Annotated in this window: 9 protein-coding genes; 6 read left to right on the forward strand and 3 right to left on the reverse strand. The window is 72.6% G+C overall.

Translation table 11 applies throughout. The features are described from left to right. From ACWJ6R_RS00005 to aceB, 3 genes are all read right to left on the reverse strand, one after another. On the reverse strand, window positions 1-822 hold an 822-nt coding region (locus ACWJ6R_RS00005), incomplete at its 3' end, for an FAD-binding oxidoreductase (RefSeq protein ID WP_449060214.1). Beyond that, window positions 822-2306, reverse strand: coding sequence for an FAD-linked oxidase C-terminal domain-containing protein (locus ACWJ6R_RS00010; protein WP_449060215.1), 1485 nt, complete (start codon window positions 2304-2306; stop codon window positions 822-824). The genes ACWJ6R_RS00005 and ACWJ6R_RS00010, both read right to left, overlap by 1 nt. 78 nt (window positions 2307-2384) lie before the next feature. After that, window positions 2385-3971: a malate synthase A gene (gene aceB, locus ACWJ6R_RS00015; protein ID WP_449060216.1), complete on the reverse strand. Its 1587-nt coding sequence runs from the start codon at window positions 3969-3971 to the stop codon at window positions 2385-2387. A gap of 232 nt (window positions 3972-4203) precedes the next feature. On the opposite strand from aceB, the gene ACWJ6R_RS00020 reads away from it, so the two are divergent. The 6 genes from ACWJ6R_RS00020 (at window position 4204) to ACWJ6R_RS00045 (ending at window position 13353) form a co-directional block, all read left to right on the forward strand. Then, window positions 4204-4893, forward strand: coding sequence for a DUF4097 family beta strand repeat-containing protein (locus ACWJ6R_RS00020; RefSeq protein WP_449060217.1), 690 nt, complete (start codon window positions 4204-4206; stop codon window positions 4891-4893). Between the two features lie 307 nt (window positions 4894-5200). Continuing rightward, a complete protein-coding gene (gene hflX / locus ACWJ6R_RS00025) occupies window positions 5201-6568 on the forward strand; it encodes a GTPase HflX (protein WP_449060218.1) in 1368 nt (455 codons plus the stop codon). Between the two features lie 869 nt (window positions 6569-7437). Next, window positions 7438-8646, forward strand: coding sequence for an imidazolonepropionase (hutI, locus tag ACWJ6R_RS00030; RefSeq protein ID WP_449060219.1), 1209 nt, complete (start codon window positions 7438-7440; stop codon window positions 8644-8646). Window positions 8647-8757: 111 nt separating this feature from the next. Further along, a complete protein-coding gene (locus tag ACWJ6R_RS00035; RefSeq protein ID WP_449060220.1) occupies window positions 8758-9798 on the forward strand; it encodes a DegV family protein in 1041 nt (346 codons plus the stop codon). 94 nt (window positions 9799-9892) lie between these two features. After that, window positions 9893-10816 carry a helix-hairpin-helix domain-containing protein gene (locus ACWJ6R_RS00040; RefSeq protein ID WP_449060221.1) on the forward strand — a complete coding sequence of 308 codons (924 nt, stop codon included), beginning with the start codon at window positions 9893-9895 and terminating at the stop codon, window positions 10814-10816. Beyond that, complete coding sequence (locus ACWJ6R_RS00045; RefSeq protein WP_449060222.1) at window positions 10813-13353, forward strand: ComEC/Rec2 family competence protein; 2541 nt, start codon at window positions 10813-10815, stop codon at window positions 13351-13353. Before ACWJ6R_RS00040 ends, ACWJ6R_RS00045 begins: the two co-directional genes overlap by 4 nt. Window positions 13354-13366: the final 13 nt, after the last annotated feature.

Here is a 13366-nt window from a genome sequence, read left to right on the forward strand (position 1 = left end):
CCCGGAGCCTCCGGCGTGGGCCGGGCGGTCGCCGGGGCCCGCGGCCGGAGCCGTCCAGGACTCCGGGCCGGGGAGGCGGACGGTGATCCAGCGGCGGACCCGGGAGGCCGGATGGAGGCGGAAGGCGGCCTCGGTGATGATCCCGAGCGTGCCGTACGAACCGGTGAAGAGCTTGCCCAGGTCGTAGCCCGCGACGTTCTTCACGACCTTCCCGCCGGACCGGGCGACCGTGCCGTCCGCGAGCACGACGGTGATCCCGATCAGCAGGTCGCGGGCGGTGCCGTAGCGGAGCCTGCGCGGTCCGGCGGCGGCCGTGGCGAGCGCGCCTCCGACGGTGGAGCCGCCGGAGGGGACGTCGAGTGCGAGCTCTTGGCCGGCGGCGGCGAGGACCCCGGCGAGGGCCTCCACGGTCACGCCCGCCTGCGTCCGCACGACGAGGTCGCCGGAGGCGTGCTCCAGGATCCCGTCCAGGCGGCGGGTGCCGACCAGCAGGTCGCAGCGCTCCGGCGGGCGCCCCCAGTGCAACCGGGTGCCGCCGCCGGTGGGGACGGCGGCCAGGTCGTGGGAGGCGCAGACGCGCATCAGCGCCGCGACCTCCTCGGTGCTCCCCGGCAGGGCCACCCAGCGGGGCGCGACCCCGGCGACGGCATCGCCGTGACCGGCCTCCCGGATCTCCGCGCCGGTCCCGCGCAGCGCCTTCAGCACCTCCGGCGCCGTCCCCGCGGCGCTCCCGTCTGCGGTGCTCTCACTCGCGGAGGCCCCGTCCGCGGCGCTCCCGCCCGCGGAGGCCCGGCGGGGGCCGCTCCCGTACGGCGCGCCCATCAGAACTGCTCCGCCCTGCCGGACTCCACCAGCGGATGCGCGCCCCTGCGGACGCCCGGCGCCTCGCCGCACAGGCGTGGGGTCGGAAAGACCTTGCCCGGGTTGGACAGGCCTCGGGGATCGAAGGCGCAGCGGACCAGTTGCATGGTGTCCAGATCGTCGTCGGTGAACATCTTCGGCATATATCGTGCCTTGTCCACGCCGACCCCGTGCTCACCGGTGATGGACCCGCCGTGCTCGACGCACAGGTCGAGGATCCTGCCCGAGACGGTCTCGGCCCGCTCGGCCGCGCCGGGCTCGGCGTCGTCGAAGAGCACCAGCGGGTGCAGGTTGCCGTCGCCGGCGTGGAAGACGTTGGCCACCCGGATGCCGTGCTCGGCCGAGAGCCGGTCGATGCTGGCCAGGACGTCCGGCAGCGCGGTTCGCGGAACCACGCCGTCCTGCACGATGTAGGCGGGGCTGATCCGGCCGACCGCGGCGAAGGCGGACCTGCGGCCCTTCCAGATCGCGTCCCGCTCCTCGGGGCCGGCGGCGGTCCGCAGCTCGAACGCGCCGCTCTCGCGGCAGACCCGCTCCACCTCGGCGGACCGGAGCGCCGTCTCGGCGGCCGGCCCGTCCAGCTCCACGATGAGGACCGCGCCCGCGCCGGCGGGATAGGCGCAGGCCACGGCCGCCTCGGCGGCCTCGATCGCCAGCGCGTCCATCATCTCGATCGCCGCCGGGACGATGCCGCCGCCGATGATCGCCGAGACGGCCCGCCCGCCCTGCTCGATGCTCCCGAACGCCGCCAGCAGCGTGGTCACGGCCTCCGGCGCGCGCAGCAGCCGCACGGTGACCTTGGTGGTGATCCCGAGCGTGCCCTCCGAGCCGACGAACGCGCCCAGCAGGTCGTAGCCCGGATCGTCGGCGTCCAGGGTGACGACGTCGCCGTCCGGGGTGACGATCTCCAGGGCCAGCACGTGGTTGACCGTGAAGCCGTACTTCAGGCAGTGGGCGCCGCCGGAGTTCTCCGCCACGTTCCCGCCGATCGTGCAGACCTGCCGGCTGGAGGGGTCGGGCGCGTAGTAGTAACCGTGCGGGCCGACCGCCTCGGTGATCGCCAGGTTGGTCACGCCGGGCTCCACCACGGCCCGCCGGTTCGGCAGGTCGACCTCCAGGACGCGCCGCATCCTGGAGGTGACGACCAGCACGCCGTCGGTCCGCGGGAGCGCGCCGCCGGACAGCCCGGTGCCCGCGCCCCGGGCCACGAACGGCACGCCGTACTCGTTGCAGATCCGCACCACGGCGGAGACCTGCCCGGTGGTCTCCGGGAGCACGACGATCCCGGGGACGGCCCGGTGGTGGGTCAGGCCGTCGCACTCGTAGGTGCGCAGCCGGACCGGATCGGTGATCACCGCACCCGGCGGCAGGACCGCCGCCAGCCGCCGGGCGGCCCTGTCGAGCACGGGGCCGAGCGCGGGTGTCACGCCTGTCGGGTCCGTCAACGCGCCCCCTCCGGCAGCCGTGGGACCGCGGTGGGATCCTCTCCGGACGAGGAGGATCCCACCGCCGGATCCCTCGTGTCACGGCATGCGGGCATATGCGGGCAGGGTGAGGAACTCGGCGAAGTCGTCGTCGAGGGCGACCTCCTTGAACAGCGCGGTGGCCTGGGCGTAGAGGGCCTCGTCGTAGCCCGGTTCGGTCTTGATCTTGGCGAGCTCCTCGTCGATGATCCGCTCGACGAGCTCCTTGGTGACCACGGCCCCGGTGTCGGCGAGCTCGATGTCGTTGTGGATCCACTGCCAGATCTGGGAGCGGGAGATCTCGGCGGTGGCGGCGTCCTCCATCAGGTTGTGGATCGCCACCGCGCCCAGGCCGCCCATCCAGGCGGCGAGGTAGCGCAGCGCCACGTCCACGTTGTTGCGCAGGCCGGCCTCGGTGATGTCGCCCGGGGTCTTGGAGACCGCGAGCAGGTCGGCGGCGGAGACGGAGACGTCCTCGCGGAGCCGCTCGATCTGGTTGGGGCGGTCGCCGAGCACGCCGTCGAAGACCTCGCGGCAGATCGGGACCAGGTCGGGGTGGGCGACCCAGGAGCCGTCGAAGCCGTCGCCGGACTCGCGGGTCTTGTCGGCGGTGACCTTCTCCAGGGCGACCTTGTTGACCTCGGGGTCGCGGCGGGAGGGGATGAAGGCGGCCATGCCGCCGATGGCGTGCGCGCCGCGCTTGTGGCAGGTGCGCACCAGCAGCTCGGTGTAGGCGCGCATGAACGGCGCGGTCATGGTCACCGCGTTCCGCTCGGGCAGCAGGAACTCCCGGCCCCGGGTCCGGAACTTCTTGATGACGCTGAACAGGTAGTCCCAGCGGCCCGCGTTGAGCCCGGCCGAGTGGTCGCGGAGCTCGTAGAGGATCTCCTCCATCTCGAACGCGGCCGGGTAGGTCTCGATCAGCACGGTCGCGCGGATCGTGCCCTGCGGGACGCCGAGCAGGTCCTGCGCCCGGACGAAGACGTCGTTCCAGAGGCGGGCCTCCAGGTGCGACTCCATCTTCGGCAGGTAGAAGTAGGGGCCCTTGCCCTTGGCGAGCTGCCGGGCGGCGCAGTGGAAGAAGTAGAGGCCGAAGTCGACGAGCGAGCCGGAGAACGGGGCGCCGTCGCAGGTGAGGTGCTTCTCCTCCAGGTGCCAGCCGCGCGGGCGGACCACGATGGTGGCCAGCTCCTCGTCGTGCTTGAGCGCGTAGCTCTTGCCACCGGTTTCGAAGTCGATGGTCCGGTCCAGCGCGTCCCGCAGGTTGAGCTGTCCGCTGACGGTGTTCTCCCAGGTGGGGGCGTTGGCGTCCTCGAAGTCCGCCAGCCAGACCTTGGCCCCGGAGTTCAGCGCGTTGATCGTCATCTTCCGGTCGACCGGGCCGGTGATCTCCACCCGGCGGTCCACCAGGCCGGGCGCGGGCGGAGCGACCTTCCACTCGGACTCGCGCACGTGCTTCGTCCGGGGAAGGAAGTCGAGGGTGCCTCCGGCCGACAGCTCCTCCTGCCGGGCCTGGCGGGCGGCCAGCAGTTCCAGGCGCCGGGCGCCGAACTCGCGCTGGAGGGCGGCGACGAAGGCCAGCGCCTCCGGCGTGAGGATCTGGTCGAACCGCTCCAGCATGGGGCCGGTGATCTCAACGCCGTCCATGAGCTTCCTTTCCGTCTGGTGGAAAACAACTTCTGAATTGTGGAATCGACGCTACTGGACGGTCACTTACGGGTCAAAGGCCGGGGTCCTCTCAGGGCCCCCTCCGGGGTCTCCCGGATGGGATCATGAGGTCGGCCGGGCCACAGTTGGATCAGTTCCCTCCGACGGAGAGGGTGCGGAACCGGTCGTGAGGGGGAGGCGGAGCGCCTCCCGGAAGTCGAGGATCAGGGTCATGAAGAAGAACATGCTGGCCGCGGGGGCGCTCTTGGGATCGGCGCTCGTGCTCTCCGGCTGCGGGATCGGCCTGGCCACTCAGCAGACCGCCGTCTCCTACGACGTGACCGACGAGGTGCTGGTGCTCTCCGTGGACGCGGAGGCCGGGGACATCGTGGTGAACGAGTCCGGCCGGAGCGGGATCAGCGTGACCGAGACCCTCCACTGGAGCAACGACAAGCCCAAGACGGAGCACTCCGTCGACGGCGGCACCCTCACGCTGAAGTACACCTGCCCGTCCGGGTTCAGCCTGGGGAGCTGCAGCGTCGACTACAAGGTCGAGATCCCGAAGGGGGTGCGGGTCCGGGTCGAGACCGGCGCGGGTGACATCACGCTGCGCTCCCTCACCGGCGAGGTGGAGGCCGGCAGCGGAGCCGGTGACATCGAGGCCGGCGGCCTGGCCGGCAAGGCGTTCACCGCCGACACGGGGGCCGGCGACGTCGAGGCGGAGTTCACCGCCGCACCCGACCGGGTCGTCGTGGAGACCGGCGCGGGCGACGCCACGGTACGGCTGCCGAAGGGCCCCTACCGGGTGGACCTCAGCAGCGGCGCCGGGGACGAGACGATCCAGGTCGAGCAGGACCCGTCCGCGACCCGCACCGTGAAGGTGTCGAGCGGCGCCGGGGACGCGAAGGTGCTGCCGGTCTGAGCCCCGTCCGCCCGGGTCCGGGTCCGGGTCCCGCGCGCCACCGCCGCGAGGAGGCGGTCGGCGTCACCGCCCGGCCGGGAGGGTCCGGATCCCGCCCGTCCGGGCGGGCGGCGGGGGATAACCAGGTGAGGACCGGACGTTCACGTGGCACCATCGGCGGGAAGACATCCGGGGCGTCCGGGCGTTGTCATAGGTGTCACGCCACAGGCGTCACAAGAAGACCGAACATCCGAACAGGAGCAACGACATAGACACTCGTGAGTCGCTGGACTTTGACCAGTTCGACGATCTGCCCGAAACCGGTGAGATGGACCTGGCCGAGCGCCAGGCGCTGCGCCGGGTGGCAGGGCTCTCCACCGAGCTCGAGGACGTCACCGAGGTCGAATACCGTCAGCTGCGGCTCGAGAGGGTCGTCCTGGTCGGTGTCTGGACCTCGGGCACGGTGACCGACGCCGAGAACTCCCTCCTGGAGCTCAAGTTCCTCGCGGAGACGGCGGGCTCGGAGGTGCTGGAGGGACTGATCCAGCGCCGTCAGAAGCCCGACACGGCGACCTACATCGGTTCCGGCAAGGCGCAGGAGCTGGCGGACATCGTGGCGGCCACCGGCGCCGACACCGTGGTCTGCGACGGTGAGCTGAGCCCCGGCCAGCTGCGGCAGCTGGAGGAGGTCGTCAAGGTCAAGGTCATCGACCGGACCATGCTGATCCTCGACATCTTCGCCCAGCACGCCAAGAGCAGGGAGGGCAAGGCGCAGGTCGAGCTCGCCCAGCTCAACTACCTCCTGCCGCGCCTGCGCGGCTGGGGCGGAAACCTGTCCCGCCAGGTCGGCGGCCGGGCCGCGGGCGGCGTCGGCATCGGCGGCCGCGGTCCCGGTGAGACCAAGATCGAGTTGGACCGCCGCCGCATCCGCGAGCGGATGGCCAAGCTCCGCCGCCAGATCGGCGAGATGACCACCGCGCGCGAGACCAAGCGCGCGCGGCGGGTGCAGCGCGAGGTCCCGGCCGTGGCCATCGCCGGCTACACCAACGCCGGGAAGTCCTCGCTGCTGAACCGGCTGACCGGCGCGGGCGTCCTGGTGGAGAACGCGCTGTTCGCCACCCTCGACCCGACCGTCCGCCGGGCCTACACCCCCGAGGGACGGCTGTTCACGCTGGCCGACACCGTCGGATTCGTCCGGCACCTGCCGCACCAGCTGGTCGAGGCCTTCCGCTCCACGCTGGAGGAGGTCGGCGACGCCGACCTGATCCTGCACGTGGTCGACGGTTCGCACCCCGACCCGGAGTCGCAGCTCGCCGCCGTGCGGGAGGTCTTCTCCGAGATCGAGGGCGCCGGGGACATCCCCGAGATCGTGGTCGTCAACAAGGCCGACGCGGCCGATCCGGTGGTGCTGGCTCAGCTGACCGCGCGGGAGAAGCACACCGTCGTCGTCTCGGCCCGCACCGGCGCCGGGATCGACGAGCTGAGGGCCGTGATCGAGCGCGAGCTGCCGCGCTTCGACCAGGAGGTCAGGATGCTCGTGCCGTACCAGCGCGGCGACCTGGTCTCCCGGGTCCACCAGGAGGGCGAGGTCCTCGACGTCGAGCACACCGAGGAGGGCACGATCCTGCACGCCAGGGTCCTGCCCGGTCTGTTCGCCGAGCTGGAGAGGACCGCCAAGCCGGTCGAGACCGTCTGAGGCGGCCGGAACGGCGCGGTGGCCGCCCGCAGGAGCGGCCCGTGAGCCGGGCCGGGGACGTACGGACGTCCCCGGCCCGGCTCCCGCACGTTCCGAGGGCGTTCAGGAGCCGTCCGGTCCGTCCGGGGCATCAGCAGATCCACCAGAGCGAGGTCCGGAGGGGCGGCGGCCATCGCCTCGGTCAGGCGGCGTGCGTACTGCAGCGCTTGTCATGATGTGCCCCATTTATGAAGCGGGGCCGGGAAGGGATCGCAGAGCTCATGGAGCGGGGCCGGGAGGAGGCTTGGGAGCGGTGCCGAAGTGTCGCCGACGCGGCCGGTCGTTATGTGAGATTAGAAGAGTATCGACTCTACGGGCAATGCCGGCGCTTGCGTGGCGAACCTGGATTGAGAAGAACTGACACTTCCTAAAAACCGTATATATCGCCATAAATCCGGCACTGGCCGGTCAAGGTTGGGGTTGCTACCATGGGGCAAACCTAACGAGATGTTAGGGCACAGGTCTGTTTGTCGCCCGATGTTACAGGTGGGGAACGAGTGATCTGAGCTGCGGAAACATGCTCGCTGTCGGCTGCGGGCGCGAGGCTGGCGAACCGGTGGCGGTTACGGCGAATCGGCCTTCTTCCCAATTAGCCTGTACAGCGGGCCAAGCTGTGAAATAACGTAACTGAACCGAAACCGCCGGATCATGACCCCGGCGCTACTGTCGCCGCACACACATGAGCGGATGAGAGCAGGAGACCCCCCAATGTCGTCCGGACTCGGAGCGGACCCGGTGGGCACCACGCCCGGCACCGGCCGGGCTCCCTTGTCGTCTCCGGAGACGCCCTCCGCTCCGGTGCCTTTCCCTGCGCACAAGGCGGTGATGCGATGACGGTCCGCCTGCTGACCAACATCGGCCGGCTCTGGACCGGCAACGACGTCTGCAGCAATGCCGCGATCCTCGTGCACAACGACCGCATCGCCTGGGTCGGCCGCGCCGCGGACCTGCCGCAGAGCGTCCCCGGCGTGGTGGACGACATCGTCGACGTCGACCACGTCGAGAACCTGGGCGGAGCGCTCGTCACGCCCGGCCTGATCGACGCCCACACCCATCCGGTCTACGCGGGCAACCGCTACGCGGAGATGGCCATGCGCTCGGGCGGCTCCACCCCGTCCGCGATCACCGCGGCCGGCGGGGGCATCGGCTCCACCGTCACGGTCACCCGCGGGACCGACCCGTGGACCCTGTGCAACGGCGTCCGCGAGCGCCTGCGCGAGTGGCTGCTCAGCGGCACCACCACGGTCGAGGCGAAGACCGGCTACCACCTCACCCGCGACGGCGAGCTCGCCGACGTGCGGCTCCTGCGCGAGCTGGAGAAGGAGCCGATGATGCCGCGCGTGCACGTCACGTTCCTCGCCGCGCACGTCGTCCCGCCGGAGTACTTCGGACGCCAGCGCGACTACGTCGAGGCCGTGGGAGCCTGGTGCGCCGACGCCGCCGCGGCCGGTGCCGACAGCGTGGACGTCTACTGCGACGAGGGCCATTTCACCACCGAAGAGGCCCGCTGGGTGCTCGCCTCGGGACGCAACGTCGGCCTGCTTCCCCGTGTCCACGCCGGCGCCTACAGCCGCCGCGGCGCGGTCCAGCTCGCCGCCGAACTCGGATGCGCCTCGGCGGACCTGCTCCACCACACCTCCGACGAGGACATCGCGCTCCTGTCCCGCTACGGGGTCCCCGCCGTGCTCTGTCCCGGCACCGCGCTCCAGCGCGGCAGCCTGCCCCCCGTGCGCCGGATGCTGGCCCAGGGGGTCACGGTGGCCCTCGGCAGCGACCACAACCCCGGGCACTGCGGCATCACCTCGATGTCCCTGGTCGTCAGCCTCGCGGTGGCGGCCTTCGGCATGAGCGTGGGCGACGCCCTGCGCGCCGCCACCCTGGGCGGAGCCACCGTTCTCGGAGCCCCCGACCGGGGCGTTCTGGCCCCTGGCCGGCTGGCCGACATCGTCCAGTGGGACGCGGACCACGAGGGCGCCTTCGCCTGGGCCTTCGGACTCAAGCCCCGGCGCGTCTGGCGGGGCGGCACCCCCGTCCAGTAGCACTCGGCACGGGGTTCCGCCCCGGCCCCCGATCCGGCGGCCCTCCGGTACGGAGCACCTCCCGCCCGCTCCACCCTCGATCATGCGGTCTGCTGCGGATAATCTCTGGGCATGCCACCATCGGTCGCCGTCGTCACCGACTCCACCGCGTACCTTCCTCCGGAGGAGGCCGCCGGGCTGGGGATCGTCGTGGTGCCGCTCCAGGTGGTCGTCGGGGGCAGGGCCTTCGACGACGCGGTGCGGGCGGACGGCGCGGGGACGGACGGCAGAGGGCCACGCGGTACGGAGGCGGACGATCCCGGCGCGGACGCCGCGATGGCGGACGGCGCTGCACCGGATGGTGCCGGAGCGGAGGGCGCCGGAGCGGGCAGGGGCGGGGGCGGAGCGGGCAGGGCTGAAACGAGCAGGGCTGAAACGAGCAGGGCTGAAACGAGCAGGGCTGAAACGAGCAGGGCGTTCTGGGAGCGGGCTCCGATCACGACCTCCCGGCCCGCGCCCCGGCGTTTCGCGGACGCCTACGCCAAGGCGGCCGCCGCCGGCGCCGAAGCCGTGGTCTCCATCCACCTGTCCGGGAAGATGTCGGGCACCGTCGAGGCGGCCAGGGCCGGCGCCGCCGACTCTCCGATCCCGGTGGAGGTCGTCGACAGCGGATCCGTCGCGATGGGACTCGGCTTCCCGGTCCTCGCCGCGGCGCAGGCCGCCGTGCGGGGGGCGACCGGCGCCGACGTGGCCGGAGCCGCGCGCCGCCGCATGGCGGAGACCCGCAGCTTCTTCTACCTCGACACCCTGGAGTACCTGCGCCGGGGGGGCCGCATCGGCGCGGCGGCGACCATGCTCGGCTCCGCTCTGATGATCAAGCCGCTGCTGCACATCGCCGACGGTGTGATCGCCCCCCTGGAGAAGGTGCGTACGGCGAACCGGGCCATCGCCCGCCTCGAGGACCTCGCGGTCCGGGCCGCTGCGGATGCCGGGCCGGTCGAGGTGGCCGTCCAGCACATCTCCTCCCTTCCCCGGGCCGAGGCGCTGGCCGTACGGCTCTCCGAGCGCCTCCCCGATCTCTTCAGGGTGGTCGTGGTCGAGGTCGGTGCGGTTCTCGGCGCCCACGCGGGACCGGGCATGCTCGGGGTGACGGTCTCCCCCCTCTCTCCGTGACGTTCCTCCACAGGGAGCCCGGGATCCAGTCCGTCGTCCACAGAACCGAGTTCGGCCAACGGTCCTGCGGAGGCGGCGGCCTAGCGTTCCGCACATGGGCACGGATCAGGACAGCGAGCGGTTCCGCGCGGAGTCACGGCTGCGGACGCTGACGGGTTTCCGCGGTTCCGCCATCCTGGGAACGGCCACGGGGCCCAGGGCGGATCCCGACCCCGCCGGCCGCACCGGCACCCCCGGCCATGCCGGTACCTTCGGCCATGCCGACGCCTTCGGCAGCCCCGGCGCCGCCGGCCGCGTCGACACCTTCGGCCGCGCCGACACCGTTGATTCCGACGACCGGGCACGTTCCGCGCCGGTCCCGCCCTCCTTCGAAGCACTCCGTACGGCCGTCGCCGCCCAGCGTCCCGCACTCGACCCCGGCCGCCCGGGGCTGAGAGTGCTGCTCCTGGTCGCCCTGGCGGCGGTCATCACCGGAGGCGTCTACGCCTGGCGGTCCCAGCCGGAGCCCGAACCCCTCGCTCCACCCGCGCCGACATCCGGCCCCTCCCTCACGGAGGCCGCCGTTCCCCGGCCGCTGCACTCGGCGGCCGTCGAGGTCACCGTCCACGTCACCGGGAAGGTCCGTCGTCCCGGTGTCGTCGTCCTGCCCGGCGGCTCACGAGTGGCCGACGCGGTCAAGGCCGCCGGAGGCGCGCGCGGAGGGTCCTCCTCGGGCTCCCTGAACCTCGCCCGCAGACTCGTCGACGGAGAGCAGATCGTCGTCGGCGCCCCGGGACGGGAGGCACCCGGAGCGGTCGTCCCCGCTCCTCCCGCCGATCCCGCGTCGATGATCGTCGATCTCAACGCCGCCACGCCGGAGCAGCTGGAGGAGCTGCCGGGTGTCGGAGAGGTGCTCGCCCGCCGCATCACCGAATACCGCGACGGCCACGGTGGATTCCGGAGCGTCGAGCAGCTCCGCGAGGTCAGCGGCATCGGTGAGAGGAAATACGCCGAGATGAAAGACAAGGTCCGTGTATGACCCCGCCCGGCTTCTCCCGCGCCTCTACGACCGGGGTCGGAGTCCATGCCGCCGGGCATGTTCGCACGCCCGTCCCCGGCTCCGGTTCTGGCCTCGGCTCCGCCCCCGTCCTCAGCCCCGGTCCCGGTCCCGGTCCCGCTCCCGGTCACCGTGGCGGGGACGCCGGCCTGGCAGGCTCGACGCACGCTCTCCGGCTCGTCCTGCCCGCCCTCGCCTCCTGGGCGGTCGCGCTCGTCCTCCTGGGTTGCCCGGCTCCGGCGGGTGCCGCGGTGAGCGTCGCCGCCGCGGTCGGTGCGCTGCTGGTCGCCGCACCGGTCCGCCTCGCCGGTGCGCGTCTGGTCAGGAAGGCGCCCGGCTCCTTGCCCGCAGGGAGGAACGCGGTGATCGCGGTGCTCGGTTGCGTGGCGGCGACGGCCGCGACCGTGGCCTTCCGGGTCCATGCCGCCGATACGGGACCGGTGGCGGACCTGGTGCGGAAGGGAGCCTCGGTGACGGCGGAAGCGGTGCTGACGGACGACCCCCGGGAGATGAGAGGACAGGCGTCGGTCTTCCGGCGGGAGAGCTTCGTCGTGCCCGCCAGGATCGAGGCGGTGACCACGGCCACGGGAAGGACGCGGGTGCGGGCTCCGGTGGTGCTGCTCACCTCGGGGAAGGAGTGGCGCCCCCTGCTGCCGAGCCAGCGGATCGAGATCCGGGGACGGTTCGGCCCGGCCGAGTCGGGAGAACTGCTCGCCGCAGTGGTCCTCGTCCGGGATCCGCCGAGGGTGCTGAGCGGACCGTCGGCGGTGCAGAACGTGGCCGGCGCGTTCCGGGCCGGCCTCCGAGCCGCCGCCGACGTGCTGCCACCGGACCGGCGCGGCCTGCTTCCCGGCTTGGTCGTGGGGGACGTGTCCCGGATGGACGAGAAGGTCAGGGCCGACTTCAAGGCCGCCGGGCTCAGCCACCTGACGGCGGTCAGCGGCGCCAACCTGGCCATCGTGGCCGGAGCCGCGGTGGCGCTGGCCCGGACGGCGGGCCTGCCGCTCGCCGCGAGAGCGGTGCTCGCCGTACTGGCGATGCTGGCCTTCGCAGTCATCGCCCGGCCCTCTCCCAGCGTGCTCCGCGCACTCCTCATGGGTTCCGCCGCCGCCCTGGCGCTCGGCACGGGCCGGTCCCGCGACGGCGTCGCGGCCCTGTCGGCGACCGTCCTCCTGCTGATCTTGTTCGACCCCGCGCTCGCCCGCTCGTACGGCTTCGCCCTGTCCGTGTGCGCCACCGGCGGCATCCTGCTGCTCGCCCCGCGCTGGCGTGACCGGATCTCGAGACGGACGCCCCGGCTCCCCCGATGGGCCGCCGAGGCGATCGCCGTGCCCGCCGCCGCACAGGCCGCCGTCACCCCGGTGCTCGTGCTCATGGCGGGACAGCTCGCCCCCGTCGCGATCCCCGCCAACCTCCTCGCGGGACCGGCTGTCGCTCCGGCCACCCTGCTCGGCTTCGCCGCCGCGCTGATCGCACCCGTACTGATGCCGGTGGCCCGGTTGCTGGTCCACCCGGCGGGGCTGGCGACAGGGTGGATCATTGAGGTGGCGGAGCGCGCGGCGGGGTTTCCCCTGGCGGTGGTGCCATGGCCGGCCGGTCTCACGGGGCTGGCCCTGCTGGCCGTCGCCGCACCGGTGGCCGTCCTGACGCTGAGGCGCCGGCGCATGCGGTGGATCACCGGTGCCCTGGTGGCGGGAGCGCTGGCGGCGGTCGTTCTCGTGGGACCGGTGGTGGCCCGCTGGCCGCCGCGGGACTGGCTGTTGGTGGTCTGCGACGTCGGCCAGGGGGACGCGTTGCTGGTCGCCGCAGGACGGGGCCGGGCGGTGGTCGTGGATGCGGGGCCGGATCCGGCGCAGGTGGACCGCTGTCTGCGTGACATGGAGGTCGAAGCGGTCCCGCTGGTCGTCCTGACCCACCCGCACTTCGACCATGTCGGCGGCCTGGGCGGCGTGTTCCGCGGGCGCAAGGTGGGCGCCGCGCTGCTCGGTCCCGGAGAGGAGGGGAGGGAGAGCGCGAGGCTGCGCGGCGACCTCGACCGCCGCGGGGTCACCCGGTGGACGGCCCGGCCGGGCATGCGCTGGCGCTTCGGACCGTCGGAGTTCACGGTCATCGGCCCGGTGGAAGGAGGAGGGGGCGCGCGTGGTGGAGGGGAGGGGACGGAGGTCAACAATGCCAGCGTCGTGATGCACGTGCGCTGGGCGGCAGGGACGGCGCTGCTCACCGGCGACATCGAGACCGAGGCCCAAGAGGATCTGCTCCGGCGGGGCCTCCCGCCCGCCGATGTCATCAAGATCCCGCACCACGGGTCCAGCGGCCATCACCCGGGCTTCTTCGCCGCCTCCGGCGCGCGTGCGGCGCTGATCAGCGTCGGGGCGGGCAACGGCTACGGTCATCCCGCCTCCGTGACCCTGGCTCGGCTGAACCGGCTGGGCATGCGGACCCACCGGACCGATCTGTCGGGAGATCTGGCGGTGGTGCTCCGTGACGGGGGTCTGGCGATCGTCCCCCGGGGACGCTGAGTCGCCCGGGGAC

Source organism: Planomonospora algeriensis (assembly GCF_977012225.1).